Raw genomic sequence first — 16,226 nt, 5'->3', positions numbered from 1 at the left:
GGGTGGCCGTCCGGTGTCAACAGGGTTTTTGAAGTTTTCGTGTCAATCGTGAAAAAAGCCGTTCAAGCATGGGTCAGAGCCGGGCTGCCGCCCATGCTTGAATCAAGCCAAGTCCCTGTTCCAGCAAGGCCTTTGCCTCGCTTTCGCTGCTCGATTCGACATAGCAGCGCATTTCCGGTGCATTTCCGGAGGGACGGAAATGGATGATTCGGTTATCCACAAGCGCAACACGCAGTCCGTCGATATCGCTCGTCGAGGCGACGGCTGCGACGGTCTTGAGAAAATCCGCGAGATTGGCGTCGGAGGCGCGCAGATAGGCCATCAGCGCCGCGCTGGTTTCGACCGGAAAATTCTCGAGGCGGTCGGCGGCGGCAAAGGGCAGGCGGTAGCTGCCGGCAACGGCCGAAAGCGGCTTGCCTGCCTTTGCGGCGGCATGGAGCGTCGCCAGGATCGGCAGAAAGCTGTCGCGGGTCGGCAACGGGTCGAAGGGTTTGCCTTCGACGCTGAAGCGGCTGGCCGTCAGCGTGCCGCCATTGGCCTCGAAGCCCATGACATTGGCCTTTCCGGCGGCAACGGCCTCGTCCATGCCGGCGATCACGTAAGGAGAGCCGACGCGGGTGCGGGTGACGGCATAGGAGCCGGCTGCTTCGATACCGGAATTGGAGGTGACCGGGGTGACCACCACGTCGGCGCCGAGGAAGTTGGCGGCGAAGAGGCCGAGCAGATCGCCACGCAGCGGCTCGCCGGCTTCGTCTGCCACCAGCGGCCGGTCGCCGTCGCCATCGGCGGAGACGATGGCGTCCAGTCCATGCTCCGGCGCCCAGCCCTTCATGAGGCGGATCGTCTCGGAAGAGACCGCTTCGGTATCCACCGGAATGAAGCTTTCGGAGCGGCCGAGCGGCACCACGCGGGCGCCGTAATGCGCAAGCACCTGGCCGAAAAGATCGCGCGCCACCGTGCTGTGCTGATAGACGCCGATGGTGAGGCCGGCAAGGCTGCCTGATGGCAGCAGGCTCTTGTTGCGGTCCAGGAACAGCGCTTCCGTCTCTGTCGTACGGTTTTCCGCCTCGGCCGGCGTTTCGTCGAGCACGGAATCGCCGATCGCCAGCGCTTCCTCGCCGATCGCGACTTCGTCGCGCTTGTCGATCTCGCCGTCCGGCCGGTAGAATTTGATGCCGTTGCGGTCGGCGGGGATATGCGAGCCGGTGATCATCAGCGAGGCCGCTTTCAGCTGCAGCCCGTAAAGCGCCAGCGCCGGCGTCGGCAACGTGCCGCAGTCGATCGGCGTCAGGCCGGCGCGCCGCAGCGCGCCGATGCAGGTGGCGGAGATCGCCGGGCTCGATTCGCGAAAATCACGGCCGACCAGAACGAGATCGCCGGGCTTGGCGTGGCCGCTCTTCAGCAGGTAGCGGGCAAAGGCCGTCGCATAGAGAGCGGACGCCCGTCCTACCAGGTCTGCTGACAGGCCGCGAAGGCCGCTGGTGCCGAATTTCAAGCTGCTCACAGGCGATCTCCCTTGGAATGCTCCTGATGTTATGAAGTAAGGTGCGTTGTCGATCAACTCATCGAGAAGAGCTGTCTGCCAGCATTGGTAACACTGGTTTTGCGGTCTCTGCGACCTTAGATAGATGAGAGCTGCCGTGAAAAGATACCGTTTCACCGCAGGTAGGACAGGAGTTCGTCATGGCTGTTTTCGGCAGGGTCGCGTCCGGATGCGCGCTTGCACTCGCCTTGTTGCTGCAGGCGGATTTCGCCGCAGCGGCCTCGAATTCTCCGAAGATCGTCATACAGCCGCGCAGCACGAATTCCGTCATCTGCGATTCGCGGGGCTGCTTCGGGTTCGGGGAGCGGCAGTTCTACACCCGGCCTGGCCAGCCGCTTCCGATCACGCCGCCTTACAATGGAGGCGTCAATCGCTACGACGCGCCACGGGTTCAAATTCCGCCGCGCGAAACCTACATGCCGCCCAGAGCGGTCTATCCTTCGCCGGCCCAGCAGCGCGCGCGGCATCAGATGTGGTGCTCCGAACGCTACCGGACGTACAATCCGGGCACCAACCTTTATTCCACGATCCATAATGGCTTCAGGACCTGCCACTCGCCTTTCGACTGAAGGTTCGGCAGGGGAAGGGGGCGCTCAGCTTTCCAGCGACGCGCGATCCGTGTGGCCAAGATCGCGGTCGGGGTCGATGATATCCCGCACCCGCTGCTTCAATTCCTTCGGCCCCGGGAAGCCGCCGTCGCGCTTGCGTTCCCACAGGAGCTCGCCATCGATGCGGATTTCGAAGACGCCGCCGGTGCCGGGGATCAGCGCCACCTCGCCGAGGCTGTCGGTAAAGGTCTGCAGCAGCTCCTGCGCCATCCAGCCGGAACGCAGAAGCCAGTTGCATTGCGTGCAGTAGAGAATGGTGATCCGGGGCTTGTCGCTCATCGTATGATCCTCGCTGTTTGCTGACATTTATGCTCAACTTTAATCGGCCGCAAGTCAGGGCGGTTTCGAGAAAAGTGCAAGGGGATTTTCCCGCCCGGAATTGCGGAAAGACAAGCAGACAGAGCGATTTGGCGGCGCTGTGAAACGCGGAGCCCGCTCCGGGCTCTTGCCTCACGCGTCTCCGCATGCTCATGTCTGGCCGGACTATCGTTTGGGGATTATCGGAATGCGCGTCGCCATTGTCGAGAACATGAACAACACGCCGCTCGGTGCCCTCGGCATCGCGCTCGAGGAGGCGGGGGCAGAGATAAGATTGTTTCGTCCGTGGGATGGCGAGGCGCTGCCCAACGACACGCTATCCTACGACGCGCTGGTCGTGCTCGGCGGTGAACAGAGCGCGCGCGACGATGAAACCCACCCATACCTGCCCGAACTGGCGCGCCTGATGCGCCGTTTCGAGCGCGACGACAAGGCGGTGCTTGGCATCTGCCTCGGCAGCCAGCTCCTGGCGCGCGCCTACGAGGCGGAAAACCTTCTCGGCACCGCTCACGAATTCGGCTGGAAGACGGTCGGCCTCACCGATGAAGGCAGGGCGGATGCGTTGCTGGCCGATGTCGGCGACGAATTCACCATCTTCGAATGGCACTCCGATACCTTTGCCTTGCCGGCGGGCGCCGTGCACCTGGCAACCAATGGGGTGACACGGAACCAGGCCTTCCGCATCGGCCGCGCCACCTATGGCACCCAGTTCCACTTCGAAGCCAACGCCGCCGTGGTCGATCGCTGGCGGAGCGAATTCCAGGAAACGATCGAGCGCAAGGAACCGGGCTGGCTGGAGAAATATCCAGAGCTTGTCGCCAAGCACGCCGCGGCGGCGGAGACGGCCGGTCTCGCCATCGCGCGGGCTTGGGTGCGGACGATAGAAGCGCAAGTGGAACGTCCTCAGGCGGCAGAGGCCTGAGGACTGGTAAAAGCTTTCAATGATCAGGCAAGGCTCGGCGATCCGGTGGCGTCCCGCGTCGCGTCGCCAGCCTTGGAAGACGGGAGAGAAGGACATCATGAGTACGATGGAATTACCCAGCGAAGGCCGCTGCCGTTGCGGGCAGGTGCGTTTGAAGATCAGCGCCAAACCAATGGTCACCATGGCCTGCCATTGCACAGGCTGCCAGCGCATGACGGGCGGCCCCTATTCGTTGAGCGCCGCCATCCCCACGGAGGGTTTCGAGGTGACGGAGGGCGAGCCTGTCATCGGCGGCCTGCATGGGGATATCATCCATCACTATTTCTGCCCGCATTGCATGAGCTGGCTGTTCACGCGGCTCGAGGGCGTCGACTCGTTCGTCAACGTCCGCGCCACCATGCTCAACGACATTAGCTGGTACGCACCCTTCATCGAGACGTGGACGAGCGAAAAGCTCCCCTGGGTGACGACGCCCGCCAGGCACAGCTATGCCGCGCTGCCGGCCATGGAAGACTATGAAGGCTTGATCAAGGAGTATATGGGGCAAGTTTCTTGATGTAATGCGACTGGCTTGAAAGCTCGTCGCGACCTGTGAAAGGATTGACCAGTGCCCGGAGGAGCACTGGTCTTCACTCATTATGCAGCGCACCTCTTCAACGCGACCTCTCGACTGCCAACGTGCTTCCGTTCCTTCAAAACTTCACTCACACGAGCAGGGTTAACGTCGAAGCTGGCCGCAATCCGGTTCTGGAACTCTCCATTCCAACTCCGCAACCAAATTTCGACAGCATCTTCAAAAGTGAGCGTATAGCTCGGCTTTTCATTATCATTCATCATAAAAGTCTCCGATTAAAAGTGCCCTCTTGAAACGGAGACTCGGAAATGCGATTCTGAATGAGTAAACGGTTCAGATATCGGCATTCTCCGAGTTACTCCGCCCAGCGGATTCGGGCTTATCCACTGACACCACGGGTCACACTGCCAATCGGGGTCCAGCCGATTTGCTTTGTGGCCCTTTTCATTAATGCCAGCCGCGACGGTGTTCGATGGTGCGGGTGGCTAAATTTCTTCTAATCATGTCGTCTCCGAGTATAGGCGCAAGCGACGCCCACCCAAATATCGCATTAACTCAGCTGGTTTGCAATCATACTTGAAAAAATTAGCTGAAAAATATAGCTTGTTATTGTGAAGTTCGAGAGGTCAAGAGATGAGTCGCGTGAGAAGCCCAGGGTATCCGAGTCTTTCACTATCGCAAGCGATTGATTTTTCTAAGAAAATTCATGCAGTAAATCGAACAAATGCAATTGATCGAGAGGCTGCGGCTAAGGATATGGGTTACTCTGGAGTAACTGGACATTCCGGCAAGATAATAGCTAGTCTTCTTCATTATGGTCTTTTGGAGAAGGCGGGAGCCGGTGGAGTGCGAATCACTTCGCGAGCAATTGATATTTTACACCCCGATAGAGTCGCAGATCGTAAAAGTGCCTTGTATGAAGCTGCTTTCGCGCCAGATCTTTTTGGTCGGCTACGACAGCGTTTCTCAGACGGTATTCCGTCGGAAAACAGCTTAAGGTCTTTTCTAGTTCGAGAGGGATTTTCCGATGTCGCCATTACACCCGCAGTCTCAAGCTATCTGGAAACATGCCGATTTCTACAGCAAGAGAGTGCTTACGAAAGTTCTGGGCAAGAGCCAGTTCTCACGTCCGCGACCGAGCATACTGAAAGTACAAGCCTAGCTCTTATCCCGAGCGAAACATCAATAGCGGGACCAGTAAGCGATTATTTCAGCATTAAGACCAACGTTGCAGAGCGGGTTGTCTTCACGGAGGAGGGCGAACCTGGTCAGTACCTCAAGCTTATCGCTAGCGGAGAGATAGACGACTATCTGCTGGAGGCGTTAGAGGACTTTGTGAAACGACAACGTAAGCGATTAACAAAAGTTGCATAGAGAGTGAGGCTGATTTGATAGCCTCACTCATCTCCCATCTTCAGCGCGGCAATAAACGCTTCCTGCGGGATTTCGACCTTGCCGAACTGCCGCATGCGCTTCTTGCCTTCCTTCTGCTTGTCGAGCAGCTTGCGCTTGCGGGTGGCGTCGCCGCCGTAGCACTTGGCGGTCACGTCCTTGCGCAGCGCCTTCACCGTCTCGCGCGCGATGATGCGCCCGCCGATGGCGGCCTGGATCGGGATCTGGAACATGTGCTGCGGGATCAGATCCTTCAGCTTTTCGCACATGACGCGGCCGCGCTTTTCCGCAGCAGAGCGGTGCACGAGCATGGAGAGCGCGTCCACCGGCTCGGCATTGACGAGGATCGACATCTTGACGAGATCGCTCTCGCGATAGTCCGTCAGGCTGTAGTCGAAGGAGGCGTAACCCTTGGAGATCGACTTCAGGCGGTCGTAGAAGTCGAAGACGACTTCGTTAAGTGGCAGATCGTAGGTAATCATGGCGCGGTTGCCGACATAAGTCAGCTCGGTCTGGATACCGCGGCGGTCCTGGCAAAGCTTCAGGATCGAGCCGAGATAATCGTCCGGCGTCAGGATCGTCGCCTTGATCCACGGCTCGCGGAATTCGGAGATCTTGACGACGTCGGGCATGTCGGCCGGATTGTGCAGCTCGATCTCGGTGCCGTCGGTCATGGTGAGCTGGTAGACGACGGACGGAGCCGTCGCGATCAGGTCGAGATTGAATTCGCGTTCCAGGCGCTCCTGGATGATTTCCAGATGCAGCAGGCCGAGGAAGCCGCAGCGGAAGCCGAAGCCGAGAGCGGCCGAAGATTCCATCTCGAAGGAGAAGCTGGCGTCGTTGAGGCGCAGCTTGCCCATGGCGGAGCGCAGGTCTTCGAAATCGGCGGCATCGACCGGGAAAAGGCCGCAGAACACCACGGGCTGCGCCGGCTTGAAGCCCGGCAGGGCCGCGGCCGTCGGGCGCTTGTCCTCGGTGATGGTATCGCCGACGCGGGTGTCGGCCACTTCCTTGATCGAGGCGGTGATGAAGCCGATCTCGCCGGGGCCGAGGCTGTCGACGGCCACCATCTTCGGGGTGAGAACGCCGACGCGCTCGATCTGGTATTTTGCGTCCGTGCCCATCATGCGGATGGTCTGGCCCTTGGTCAGCGTGCCGTCGATGATGCGCACCAGAACCATGACGCCGAGATAGGTGTCGTACCAGCTGTCGACCAGCAGCGCCTTCAAGGGCGCCTTTTCGCCGCCCGGGCTCTTCGGCGCCGGCAGCTTGTGGACGATGGCTTCGAGAACGTCCGGAATGCCGAGGCCGGTCTTGGCCGAAATCAGCACGGCGTCGGAAGCGTCGATGCCGATCACTTCCTCGATCTGGTCCTTGATGCGGTCGGGTTCGGCGGCCGGCAGGTCGATCTTGTTGAGGACCGTGACGAGCTCGTGATTGTTGTCGATCGCCTGATAGACGTTGGCGAGCGTCTGCGCTTCCACGCCCTGCGATGCATCGACGACCAGCAGAGAGCCTTCGCAAGCCGACAGCGAGCGCGAGACTTCATAGGCGAAGTCGACGTGTCCGGGCGTGTCGATCAGGTTGAGGATATAGGTCTCGCCATTGTTGGCCTTGTAGTGCAGGCGCACCGTCTGGGCCTTGATGGTGATGCCGCGCTCGCGCTCGATCTCCATGTTGTCCAGCACCTGCTCCGACATCTCGCGTTCGGCAAGGCCGCCCGTCGTCTGGATCAGGCGGTCGGCCAGCGTCGATTTGCCGTGGTCGATATGGGCCACGATCGAGAAGTTGCGGATATGCGAAAGCGGAGTGGTGGAATTGGTGCTCATGCGCGCCATATAGCAGCGCCGCCCCGCGCCGCAAAGCGGAAAAGCGGGGCTTTGGCGGCTATCTTCACGCTATGTTAGCCTTTTCCGGCCCGCCGTCGATGAATGTCGGAGCGCCCTTGATTCCATCATGAGATCGTGTATTTCTCATATAGTGGAATTATGAAGTGTGAGACACCGGTAATGGCGGATGATGATCTGGAATTGGCGATCGGCGCGCGCATCAAGGAGCTTCGCATCGCCCGCGGCCTGACGCTGGACGAACTTGCCGATGCCTCATCCGTCAGCCGCGCCATGATCTCGCGCATCGAGCGGGCGGAGGCAAGCCCGACGGCCTCGCTGCTGTCGCGGCTTTGCGCGGCGCTCGGCCTTTCGCTTTCGGCTTTCTTTGCCGAGGAGGACGAGGACGTGTCGCCGCTTGCTCGCCGCGATCAGCAGGCGATCTGGCGTGACCCGGGAACGGGGTATGTCAGGCGTGCCGTCTCGCCGCCCGGAACGGGCTCGAAGGTCGATGTCGTCGAAGTTGCCTTCCCCGCCGGCGCGCGGGTCATCTTCCCGCCGAACACCGCAAGCCTCGGCATGACCCAGCATGTCTGGCTGTTCGAGGGCGAGATGGAGGTGACGCATCGCGATGTCGTGCATTGCCTGATGCCTGGCGATTGTATCTTCATGGGCGTGGGTGACGGTCACGCCTTCCATAATCCCGGCGAGGTGCCGGCGCGCTACGGCGTCATCCTCGACCGTGGGCGCTCATAACTACCAAGGATCGTTTCATGTCCGACATTCTTCTTCTTTCCGCCGGCGACGCCCGCGCCCTCCTCACCGATCTCTGCGACGTGCTTGCCGATTGCGTCAATGGTGGCGCCTCGGTCGGCTTCATGCAGCCTTACGGGCCGGCCGATGCCGTGCCCTACTGGCAGGGCGTCGCCGATAGCGTCGAAGGCGGCGCGACGCTGTTGCTCGTCGCCGTAATCGAGGGCAGGGTTGCCGGAACGGTGCAGGTGGGCGCCGCGCAGATGCCGAACCAGCCGCATCGCGGCGATCTCAAGAAGCTGCTGGTGCATCGGTCGGCGCGCGGAAAGGGGCTGGCACGTCTCCTGATGGAAGCGGCTGAGCGCGAAGCACTCAGCATCGGCAAGACCTTGCTCGTGCTCGATACCGCGACCGGCAGCGATGCCGAGGCGATCTATCCGCGCCTGGGCTGGCAGCGCGTCGGCATCGTGCCGGACTATGCCATGTGGCCTGAAGGCGGCCTGTGCGACACGACATTCTTCTACAAGCGTGTCGCTGCCTGAACCTCGCCAATGTGCTGCAGGGCCGTGAAGTCCGAGAGGTCTTGGATCAAAGCGCCTGATCGCAGGATGAAAAGTTTGAATTTGTCAGCGTCAGGCCCGGTCTCTACAAACCACCGGCAAGGAGAGAGGCCATGGACCAGAAGCTTGTCGAAAGTGGCACGGATGGCGGCGCGGCGCTGATGCCGCATCCGGATGTCGCACCGTCGACCGGCGGCATTGCCGCCGGCGTGCTCATGTGCGTGATGTCCATGTCGTCGATCCAATTCGGTTCGGCGCTGTCGGCCTCCGCCATCGCAACATTCGGCCCAACGGGCGCAACATGGCTCCGGCTCGCCTTCGCATCCGTTATATTGGCCGTTATCGTCAGGCCGAAGGTGACGCGTTATAGCCGCGCGCAATGGATTGCCGTGCTGGTGCTCGGCACCGTGTCGGCGCTGATGACGATTTCCTTCTTCTCGGCGATCGCGCGCATTCCGCTGGGTCTTGCCGTTGCGATCGACTTCCTCGGGCCTCTGCTGGTCGCAACTCTCGGCTTCGGCCTCAGCCGCCAGCTTCTCTGGCCCGTCGTCGCCGCCATCGGCGTGTTGCTGCTCGCTTATGATGGTGAGGAGTGGGTGGGCAATCTGCCGGGGATCCTCTACGCCTGCGGCGCGGGCGCGGGCTGGGCGTGCTATATTCTGCTGACGAAAAGGGTTGGCGATGCCTTCAAGGGTCTCGAAGGTCTTTCCATGTCGCTGCTGGTTGCTGCCGTGGTCGCCACACCCTTCGGCTTCGCCTCCGCCGTTCCGCACATCACGGCCTCCGGTCTTCTCGAAATGGCCGGGCTGGCCGTGCTTGTCCCGCTGCTTCCCTATGCCTTGGAAATGACGGCGCTGCGGCGCATGCCGACCTCATCCTTCGGCATTCTCATGAGCCTCGAGCCCGCCATCGGCGCCTTTGCCGGCTTCGTCATCCTGTCGCAGCCGATGACGCCATCGCAAATGTTCGGCACGGCGCTCGTCGTCGCCGCCAGCATCGGGGCAACGATCTTCGCGGCGAAAAGCTGAGCGGCTCTATCGGCCGTGCGTCGACGATTCCTGTCCGGCATTTCCTTGTCGATCGGGCGCCTGCAGCCTGGCGATCTGCGGGGCGACGATTACGATGAACAGTCCGGGGTCGCCGAAAGCCCTCGCGGAGAGCATTGCTCCATGCACCGAGGCCATCACTATCTGGGCCTCCTCTTCCGGCCGGTTGTCCAACCGGAACCGGCCAGCCTCCGCTCCTGATTGCAGCACCGACGCGAGCCATTCCGCAAGCCCATGGAAATGGGCGCGGACCTGCGATGCGACCTCTTCCGGCAGCATCTGCATCTCGCTGGCAAGCATCGCGCAGACGCAGAAGGGCAGCGAGGCGTCGCCAATGCAGGAATGCCAGAAGTTCACATAGGCCTGCAGCTGTTCGGAGGGGTCTGAGATCCCCTCGCGCAGAGACTTCAAACCTGCCCCTGTCTGCTGCCTGTAGCGATCCACCAGCGCCGAAACCAGCTCGGCCTTCGTCGGAAAATGATGGTGGATGCTCGCCTTCCTGATGCCGATCGCAGCCGAGATATCGGCATAGCTGAAGCCGTTATAGCCTCCCGCCACGACGAGGGACTGCGCGATGTCGAGGATTTTTTCTGAGGTCGAAGTCGTTGATTTCATGTCGCTGCCTACCTTCTGGTAGGCTTATTGTCAAGGCTGCGGCAACACTTCCGGCTCTCACAAAACGGTGTTCGAACGTCATGTTGACTCTAAAGATTTAACTTCCTACTAGTAGGTAGGCAACAACAAGGAGCTTGCCGATGCAAAGCCATACCTCGACCCAGCCCAACTGGCTGCGATCCTACTATTTCACGCGCGCCCTGTTCTCTGTGGCCTGGATCTCCGCCGCCATTCTCTTGCGCGGACAACCGCTGCCCGCAGCATTTCTGCTGGTGATCTATCCTCTATGGGATGCCGTCGCCAATCTCATCGACGCCCGCGTAAATGGCGGCCTCAAGGCCAATCCGTCCCAGTCATTGAATGTTGTGGTCAGCACGATCACGACGCTCGCCGTTGTCGTGGCGGTCAGCAACAGCACCTACGCCGTTCTGGCGGTGTTCGGAGTTTGGGCGATCCTCTCGGGTCTGCTGCAACTCTATACGGGGGTCAGGCGCTGGCGTGCTTATGGCGCCCAATGGGTGATGATCCTGAGCGGCGCGCAGTCGGCCCTTGCCGGCGGCTTCATGATCAGCCGAGCCTTTGGCGCCGCTGCGCCGTCGATTCTGGATATTGTCCCCTATGTGGCGTTCGGCGCCTTCTACTTCCTGCTTTCCGCAATCTGGCTCGCCGTCGCATCCTACCGCAAAGTACATGCATAGGCAGCACCTGACACTGCGGCGGCAAGTTTGAAGTCATTTGCCGCCGTCGGGAGAGCTGGATCGTTCATTCATCGCCACCGCTGTTGGCGATGACATTTCGTCAATCCGTTCGCCTGCCGGCATTGATATCCGTAACGATCGCTATCGGCGTAAAATCGCAGTGAATGTCACCCATGTCTGGTGGCATCTGCCGCCGAATTCGGCTTTGTCGCGCGAGATGCCTTAGACGGTTTTCCGCGCGGGATCGTCGAGCGCCGGATTATAGAACAGCGACAATGTCAGGCTTTTGGCGATGCGTTCCGCTGTCGCCATGAACCAGTCCTTCGCCGCCTCGGAAGGCGCGATATCGGCAAGCGTCGCGGAGAAAAGCGACAGCCATTCCGGAAAGAGGTCGGCCGCCATGCCCTCGACGCCGAGATGCGCCTGCACCGGCTTGCCGCCATAGGCGCCGTTCTTGAAGGCGACCGACGACCAGAAGCGTTTCATCTTTTCCATGTGATCGGGCCAGCGCCCGGCAAGACGTCCATCGAACACCGGTCCGAGCCGGGGGTGCGCCTGGACGCGCCCATAGAATGTGTCGACCAGCCTGTCGATGAAAGCGGCATCGATGCCGATCCTCGCCATCTCGGCCTCGGCCTTTTCGCGAATGCCGGCAAGATGAGCCGCGCGAGCCTGCAGGTCATGTTCCATGGTCTTCTCCGGGCGCTCGGGCGAGATATCGCCGCGGCCAGCTTCCGTTTCCCTATGTATGCAATTCGCCGGCATAACCAAGACGTCATGGTGATGTTGCGGCAATCTGTCAAAACCGCATGGCGATGGCCACGCCGCCTTTATGACGGCCCGCATATTTTCCAGCACGATTTCCCCTCACGAAAGCGCCTCCGCGCTTGACCCGCATAATGACCCACTTTAGAATTAGAATAATTCTAAAGTTATGAGGTTGCCCCCATGCTGCTAGGTCTGTTCCGTCCCTCGAAACGTCACTTCACCTCCCTTTCCGAACAGGAGATCCTGGCGATCGCCATCGCGGCGGAGGAGGACGATTCGCGCATCTATCTCGCCTATGCCGATATCCTGCGCCAGAACTACCCCGATTCCGCCAAGGTTTTCGAGGATATGGCCGAAGTCGAGGATACCCACCGCAAGACATTGATCGACATGCATCGCCGCCGCTTCGGCGAACGGATCCCGCTGATCCGGCGCGAGCATGTGCGTGGCTTCTACGAGCGCAAGCCGGATTGGCTGCGCAAGAACCTCTCCCTCGATGCCATTCGCGAGGAGGCCGAGGCAATGGAGCGGCAGGCCTATAATTTCTATGTCGAAGCGGCCAAGCAGGTTTCCGATGCCTCGACGCGCCAGCTTCTCGGCGATCTCGCACTCGCGGAGCAGGGGCACGAGGATATTGCGCACCTGCTGGAAGACAAGCATACGCCGGATACGGTCAGGCAGGAAGAGGATGCGCAAGCGCGCCGCCAGTTCGTGCTGACCTATGTGCAGCCGGGCCTTGCGGGCCTCATGGACGGGTCCGTTTCCACCCTGGCGCCGATCTTCGCCGCCGCCTTCGCCACCCAGCAGACCTGGCAGACATTCCTTGTCGGCCTGTCGGCCTCCGTGGGCGCCGGTATTTCCATGGGCTTCACGGAAGCGGCACACGACGACGGAAAAATCTCCGGCCGCGGCTCGCCGATCAAGCGCGGCCTTGCCTGCGGCATCATGACCGCGCTTGGCGGCCTCGGCCATGCGCTGCCTTACCTCATTCCGCATTTCTGGACAGCGACGATCACGGCGGCCGTCGTGGTTTTCTTCGAGCTCTGGGCCATCGCCTTCATTCAGAACAAATACATGGAGACACCGTTCCTGCGCGCGGCCTTCCAGGTCGTTCTCGGCGGCTCGCTGGTCCTCGGCGCCGGCATTCTCATCGGAAACGGATGAGGCCCTGTCGGGTCGCTCCGCTATTCACGAAATGTTAAAGTTCGGAACGCCCGCCGCCGCCGTCGGTTAGCACCACGAGGCCGCTCTTGGCCTCGCATGCTAACCCAAAGGAGATATCCAATGGCAAACCAAGGTGGAACGCACGACCAGCACGTCAAGGCAGGCCAGCAGAGTCACAAGAACACGGAGGACAACACCAGGAATGCCTCTTCTTCCGGCTCGCACGAGCAGCACTCCGGCGGCTCCCGTGGCGGCACCCACGAGCAGCATGTCAAGGCGGGGCAGCAGAGCCACAAGAACCATTAGGGTTCATCGCGACAATCAATTCGTCCGCGCCTGCGGACTGCTCTTACCACATGAGGAAACGCAAAAGGCCGGCCCGATGGGGCCGGCCTTCCTGTATGCAACGAATTGCTTTTCCGTTTACTTGACGGCGCCGACCAGAATGTCGTTGCCATTTTCGATGGTAACCCAGCGGCCCGCATTGAAGCTCGCCTGACGCTTCAGGTAGGAATAGGGGGTCCTGTACCAGACCTTCACATCGTCTTCGAGGTTGTCGAGGATGTAGTCGCCCTGCTTGGTGCGCAGCGTCAGCACGGCATGGCCTTCGCCGTCCGGCTTGCGCACGACCGTCATCAGCAGGTCGGAAGCGGAAATGCCGCTCTGCATCAGCAGCTTGCGTTTCAGCAGCGCAAAATCCTCGCAATCGCCGGCAGTCTTCGGATATTCCCAATATTCTTCCTGGCCGTAGACTTCCATGTCGGTCGCTGGCCGGATGGTCTTGTTGACGCGCAGGTTGATCTGGTTGACCAGTGCCCAGGCGGCAGCGTTCATGTCGATGGGGCCGACATTGCGGGTCGGGCCGCATTCGTCGGTGTGCCTCTGGCAGAAATCATAGTGCCCGATCGGCTGGGAAGTGACGCTGCCGACGGTCATCGACGCGGTCTGTTCGGACGCCGGCACCGCCGACGACGACATCGCAACTATAGCAGCGAAGGCAATCAATACGCCCTTAATACGCACGCCCACTATCCTTGTATCGTCCCTGCATTTGTTAACAAATTGTTAATGTAGGGGGGCGTGGGAAGTCAATCGTTACTTAAGTGTTAACGCCGGAACCGGGCCTTATGGTTAATTTCGGCACAATCCAGAGGCTAGTCGCCACAATTTCATGCCTCCTGTGATTACACAGGCATGGCGGGACAGCGCCCGGAAACGGACGCATGTTGAATTCGATTGGAACGTATCTACTTGTTTCTACAGTGTATTATGCAGCGCCAGCGTCTCGGAAACAGCGAGCATGCGCTCGAGATCCTGCGGGCGCGACAGGCGATGGTCGCCATCGCGCACAAGTGTTAACACCACATCGTCGGCCGGCAGGTGCTCGACCAGCTTTAACGAATGCGCGAAGGGCACGTCGGCATCCTGCATGCCCTGCAATATGTGTACCGGGCAGCCGGTCTCGATGATCCCCGTGAGCACGCGGTTGGCGCGGCCGTCCTCGATGAGGGCACGGGTGAAGATGTTCGGCTCCGGGCTGTAGTCCGATGGTTCTTCGAAATAACCGCGTTCCGCCAGCGAGCGCCGCTCGACGTCGGAGAGATTGGGCTCGATGAGATCGACGGTGAAATCGGGTGCCGGCGCGATCAGCACGAGGCCCGCGACGACGGGTGCCTTCTTGCGCTTGCGCAGCTCCTGGATGACCCTGAGCGCGATCCAGCCGCCCATCGAGGAGCCGACGAGGACGATCTTCTTCGGCTTGGTATGATCGATGACATCGAGCGCCTCTTCCAGCCAGCGCGAGATCGTGCCGTCGGTGAACTTGCCGCCGGACTGGCCATGGCCGGAATAGTCGAAGCGGATGCAGCCCACGCCGAGCCGCGCGGCCAGCGCATCGAGTTCCACGGCCTTGGTGCCGGTCATGTCGGATCGATAGCCGGACAACCAGACGAAGCTGATATTCCCGGCGCCCTTGCCGGCGGCGCGTTGGATGATTGCGATCTGGCGTTCGTTCTCGCCCGTGCCGACGGAAAGGAAGGTCGGCTGGATTGTTGTGGCTGTTTCGGACATCGAAAACTCCGGGATTTTTCGCCCTATAAAGCAGATTCGCGCCGGCGTGACCCGAAAAAACCTCGATCTTTACGCAAGGGTCACTATATAATCCGCGAACGATACTGTGTCCTTGGCGCATCTCGCGCTTCCATGACATTCTATTGACACGCGGGAGGTGCTTTTTTCCTGCTGTCATGCTATTGACTTCAACACAGCTTTTACGACATTTCCGTCAGTTGCGCCGATGGGGAGCGAGAGGCTGCAGCTATCCGAAACAATTCGTGGAGAATACGACCATTCGCAGACCCTTTAAAACCGATGCGCCCGTAAAGGACGGGCCACGTTCCAACAGGGAAATTCGCATTCCCAAAGTTCAGCTTATCGCAGCTGACGGCGCGAATATGGGCATCGTCCCGACCGACCAGGCATTGAGAATGGCGGAGGAGGCCGGTCTCGATCTGGTAGAGATTTCCCCCAATGCTGAACCGCCTGTGTGCAAGATCCTCGACCTGGGCAAGCTGAAATACGCCAACCAGAAGAAGGCCGCCGAGGCGCGCAAGAAGCAGAAGATCGTCGAAGTCAAAGAAATCAAGATGCGCCCCAACATCGACACCCATGACTATGAGGTGAAGATGAAGGCGATCGGCCGTTTCTTCGAGGAAGGTGACAAGGTGAAGGTGACCTTGAAGTTCCGTGGCCGCGAAATGGCCCACCAGGAACTCGGTATGAAGCTTCTTCAGCAGGTCAAGGAAGATACGCTCGAGATCGCCAAGGTGGAAGCCGAGCCGAAGCTCGAAGGCCGCCAGATGATGATGGTGCTTGCGCCGAAGTGAGGCGCAAGGCGAAGCAAGAGGTCGGAGCCGTCCCATTGGGCGGCTTTTTCCTTTTGTGCGCCGGATCGATCGTTGTCATCGATCTGCAAAGATTCCGGCGTCTGGCCCGTTGCACTTGTGGGCAACTGCGGTTATAAGCGCGCGTCCGAACTGACCGGCAGGGCATGCCGTGGCAGTTCAGAATGCTGGCGGAGCGGTTCGTCACCGGATCCGCCGTTTAACAACAAACGCTCCGGCACCTTGTTACAGCCCGGCTTGTCCGGTTCTGTGGGAAGGGCTTTTAGCAAAGCGCGCCAGGAAGCATCGAAGGAGTAGCAAAATGCCCAAGATGAAGACGAAGTCCTCTGCCAAGAAGCGGTTCAAGATCACCGCAACCGGCAAGGTCAAGGCCGCAGCTGCTGGCAAGCGCCACGGCATGATCAAGCGTAGCAACAAGTTCATTCGCGATGCCCGCGGCACCATGGTTCTCGCAGAACCGGATGGCCGTAAGGTTATCAAGAACTACTTGCCGAACGGTCTCTAAGACTATTCGTAACGCTATAGACTAAGGAGAT

General features: G+C 60.2%; 19 protein-coding genes. 12 read left to right on the top strand and 7 right to left on the bottom strand.

Annotated elements, in window-relative coordinates:
* Window positions 1-73 precede the first annotated feature (73 nt).
* Window positions 74-1,504: a phosphomannomutase gene (locus tag GR212_RS03350; protein WP_163985020.1), complete on the bottom strand. Its 1,431-nt coding sequence runs from the start codon at window positions 1,502-1,504 to the stop codon at window positions 74-76.
* A 179-nt stretch (window positions 1,505-1,683) separates the two neighbouring features.
* Here GR212_RS03350 and GR212_RS03345 point away from each other — a divergent pair, with 179 nt between their 5' ends.
* Entirely contained in the window at window positions 1,684-2,112 is a 429-nt protein-coding gene (locus GR212_RS03345; protein ID WP_163985019.1) for a BA14K family protein, read from the top strand.
* Between the two features lie 24 nt (window positions 2,113-2,136).
* On the opposite strand, the gene GR212_RS03340 is transcribed toward GR212_RS03345, so the two are convergent.
* On the bottom strand, window positions 2,137-2,430 hold the full coding sequence (locus GR212_RS03340) for a SelT/SelW/SelH family protein (protein WP_153367239.1): 294 nt from the start codon (window positions 2,428-2,430) through the stop codon (window positions 2,137-2,139).
* A 226-nt stretch (window positions 2,431-2,656) separates the two neighbouring features.
* On the opposite strand from GR212_RS03340, the gene GR212_RS03335 reads away from it, so the two are divergent.
* From GR212_RS03335 to GR212_RS03325, 3 genes are all read left to right on the top strand, one after another.
* A complete protein-coding gene (locus tag GR212_RS03335; RefSeq protein WP_163985018.1) occupies window positions 2,657-3,391 on the top strand; it encodes a type 1 glutamine amidotransferase in 735 nt (244 codons plus the stop codon).
* A gap of 97 nt (window positions 3,392-3,488) precedes the next feature.
* Window positions 3,489-3,947 carry a GFA family protein gene (locus GR212_RS03330; RefSeq protein ID WP_163985017.1) on the top strand — a complete coding sequence of 153 codons (459 nt, stop codon included), beginning with the start codon at window positions 3,489-3,491 and terminating at the stop codon, window positions 3,945-3,947.
* A 651-nt stretch (window positions 3,948-4,598) separates the two neighbouring features.
* Window positions 4,599-5,339: a hypothetical protein gene (locus tag GR212_RS03325; RefSeq protein WP_163985016.1), complete on the top strand. Its 741-nt coding sequence runs from the start codon at window positions 4,599-4,601 to the stop codon at window positions 5,337-5,339.
* Between the two features lie 23 nt (window positions 5,340-5,362).
* On the opposite strand, the gene lepA is transcribed toward GR212_RS03325, so the two are convergent.
* Complete coding sequence (gene lepA, locus GR212_RS03320) at window positions 5,363-7,195, bottom strand: translation elongation factor 4 (protein ID WP_163985015.1); 1,833 nt, start codon at window positions 7,193-7,195, stop codon at window positions 5,363-5,365.
* 171 nt (window positions 7,196-7,366) lie between these two features.
* Here lepA and GR212_RS03315 point away from each other — a divergent pair, with 171 nt between their 5' ends.
* The 3 genes from GR212_RS03315 to GR212_RS03305 all read left to right on the top strand — a co-directional run bounded on the left by GR212_RS03315 (window position 7,367) and on the right by GR212_RS03305 (window position 9,524).
* Window positions 7,367-7,939 carry a helix-turn-helix domain-containing protein gene (locus tag GR212_RS03315; protein WP_163985014.1) on the top strand — a complete coding sequence of 191 codons (573 nt, stop codon included), beginning with the start codon at window positions 7,367-7,369 and terminating at the stop codon, window positions 7,937-7,939.
* Window positions 7,940-7,956: 17 nt separating this feature from the next.
* On the top strand, window positions 7,957-8,478 hold the full coding sequence (locus GR212_RS03310; RefSeq protein ID WP_163985013.1) for a GNAT family N-acetyltransferase: 522 nt from the start codon (window positions 7,957-7,959) through the stop codon (window positions 8,476-8,478).
* Between the two features lie 131 nt (window positions 8,479-8,609).
* Window positions 8,610-9,524: an EamA family transporter gene (locus tag GR212_RS03305; RefSeq protein WP_163985012.1), complete on the top strand. Its 915-nt coding sequence runs from the start codon at window positions 8,610-8,612 to the stop codon at window positions 9,522-9,524.
* Between the two features lie 6 nt (window positions 9,525-9,530).
* Here GR212_RS03305 and GR212_RS03300 read toward each other — a convergent pair whose 3' ends face one another.
* Entirely contained in the window at window positions 9,531-10,157 is a 627-nt protein-coding gene (locus GR212_RS03300) for a TetR/AcrR family transcriptional regulator (RefSeq protein ID WP_163985011.1), read from the bottom strand.
* Window positions 10,158-10,297: 140 nt separating this feature from the next.
* Here GR212_RS03300 and GR212_RS03295 point away from each other — a divergent pair, with 140 nt between their 5' ends.
* Window positions 10,298-10,855 (top strand): DUF308 domain-containing protein, encoded by a 558-nt coding sequence (locus tag GR212_RS03295; RefSeq protein WP_163985010.1) that lies wholly within the window; start codon window positions 10,298-10,300, stop codon window positions 10,853-10,855.
* A gap of 222 nt (window positions 10,856-11,077) precedes the next feature.
* Here GR212_RS03295 and GR212_RS03290 read toward each other — a convergent pair whose 3' ends face one another.
* Entirely contained in the window at window positions 11,078-11,545 is a 468-nt protein-coding gene (locus GR212_RS03290) for a group III truncated hemoglobin (RefSeq protein ID WP_163985009.1), read from the bottom strand.
* Between the two features lie 258 nt (window positions 11,546-11,803).
* Here GR212_RS03290 and mbfA point away from each other — a divergent pair, with 258 nt between their 5' ends.
* Window positions 11,804-12,787: an iron exporter MbfA gene (mbfA, locus tag GR212_RS03285; RefSeq protein WP_163985008.1), complete on the top strand. Its 984-nt coding sequence runs from the start codon at window positions 11,804-11,806 to the stop codon at window positions 12,785-12,787.
* Window positions 12,788-12,907: 120 nt separating this feature from the next.
* Complete coding sequence (locus tag GR212_RS03280) at window positions 12,908-13,093, top strand: hypothetical protein (RefSeq protein ID WP_163985007.1); 186 nt, start codon at window positions 12,908-12,910, stop codon at window positions 13,091-13,093.
* 117 nt (window positions 13,094-13,210) lie between these two features.
* Here the strand turns inward: GR212_RS03280 and GR212_RS03275 are convergent, their stop codons facing one another.
* Window positions 13,211-13,810: a transglutaminase-like cysteine peptidase gene (locus GR212_RS03275; protein WP_163985006.1), complete on the bottom strand. Its 600-nt coding sequence runs from the start codon at window positions 13,808-13,810 to the stop codon at window positions 13,211-13,213.
* Between the two features lie 234 nt (window positions 13,811-14,044).
* Window positions 14,045-14,857 carry an alpha/beta hydrolase gene (locus GR212_RS03270; protein WP_163985005.1) on the bottom strand — a complete coding sequence of 271 codons (813 nt, stop codon included), beginning with the start codon at window positions 14,855-14,857 and terminating at the stop codon, window positions 14,045-14,047.
* Window positions 14,858-15,135: 278 nt separating this feature from the next.
* On the opposite strand from GR212_RS03270, the gene infC reads away from it, so the two are divergent.
* Together infC and rpmI are read left to right on the top strand one after the other, a co-directional pair.
* A complete protein-coding gene (infC, locus tag GR212_RS03265; protein ID WP_028750883.1) occupies window positions 15,136-15,672 on the top strand; it encodes a translation initiation factor IF-3 in 537 nt (178 codons plus the stop codon).
* Window positions 15,673-15,991: 319 nt separating this feature from the next.
* The gene (rpmI, locus tag GR212_RS03260; RefSeq protein WP_003544621.1) at window positions 15,992-16,195 is read left to right on the top strand and encodes a 50S ribosomal protein L35; all 204 of its coding nucleotides are present in this window, start codon (window positions 15,992-15,994) and stop codon (window positions 16,193-16,195) included.
* Window positions 16,196-16,226: the final 31 nt, after the last annotated feature.

It is taken from the genome of Martinezella lusitana (assembly GCF_010668395.1).
Classification (GTDB): Bacteria; Pseudomonadota; Alphaproteobacteria; order Rhizobiales; family Rhizobiaceae; genus Rhizobium; species Rhizobium lusitanum_A.
The sequence above is the reverse complement of the archived record's forward strand: the minus strand, read 5'-3'. Positions and strand labels throughout refer to the sequence as shown.

What these genes read in the sequence shown, in the direction of transcription:
- GR212_RS03345 (WP_163985019.1), top strand. Translation starts at nt 1,684, where the DNA reads ATGGCTGTTTTCGGCAGGGTCGCGTCCGGATGCGCGCTTGCACTCGCC.
- GR212_RS03340 (WP_153367239.1), bottom strand. Translation starts at nt 2,430, where the DNA reads ATGAGCGACAAGCCCCGGATCACCATTCTCTACTGCACGCAATGCAAC.
- GR212_RS03335 (WP_163985018.1), top strand. Translation starts at nt 2,657, where the DNA reads ATGCGCGTCGCCATTGTCGAGAACATGAACAACACGCCGCTCGGTGCC.
- GR212_RS03330 (WP_163985017.1), top strand. Translation starts at nt 3,489, where the DNA reads ATGAGTACGATGGAATTACCCAGCGAAGGCCGCTGCCGTTGCGGGCAG.
- GR212_RS03325 (WP_163985016.1), top strand. Translation starts at nt 4,599, where the DNA reads ATGAGTCGCGTGAGAAGCCCAGGGTATCCGAGTCTTTCACTATCGCAA.
- lepA (WP_163985015.1), bottom strand. Translation starts at nt 7,195, where the DNA reads ATGGCGCGCATGAGCACCAATTCCACCACTCCGCTTTCGCATATCCGC.
- GR212_RS03315 (WP_163985014.1), top strand. Translation starts at nt 7,367, where the DNA reads ATGGCGGATGATGATCTGGAATTGGCGATCGGCGCGCGCATCAAGGAG.
- GR212_RS03310 (WP_163985013.1), top strand. Translation starts at nt 7,957, where the DNA reads ATGTCCGACATTCTTCTTCTTTCCGCCGGCGACGCCCGCGCCCTCCTC.
- GR212_RS03305 (WP_163985012.1), top strand. Translation starts at nt 8,610, where the DNA reads ATGGACCAGAAGCTTGTCGAAAGTGGCACGGATGGCGGCGCGGCGCTG.
- GR212_RS03300 (WP_163985011.1), bottom strand. Translation starts at nt 10,157, where the DNA reads ATGAAATCAACGACTTCGACCTCAGAAAAAATCCTCGACATCGCGCAG.
- GR212_RS03295 (WP_163985010.1), top strand. Translation starts at nt 10,298, where the DNA reads ATGCAAAGCCATACCTCGACCCAGCCCAACTGGCTGCGATCCTACTAT.
- GR212_RS03290 (WP_163985009.1), bottom strand. Translation starts at nt 11,545, where the DNA reads ATGGAACATGACCTGCAGGCTCGCGCGGCTCATCTTGCCGGCATTCGC.
- mbfA (WP_163985008.1), top strand. Translation starts at nt 11,804, where the DNA reads ATGCTGCTAGGTCTGTTCCGTCCCTCGAAACGTCACTTCACCTCCCTT.
- GR212_RS03280 (WP_163985007.1), top strand. Translation starts at nt 12,908, where the DNA reads ATGGCAAACCAAGGTGGAACGCACGACCAGCACGTCAAGGCAGGCCAG.
- GR212_RS03270 (WP_163985005.1), bottom strand. Translation starts at nt 14,857, where the DNA reads ATGTCCGAAACAGCCACAACAATCCAGCCGACCTTCCTTTCCGTCGGC.
- rpmI (WP_003544621.1), top strand. Translation starts at nt 15,992, where the DNA reads ATGCCCAAGATGAAGACGAAGTCCTCTGCCAAGAAGCGGTTCAAGATC.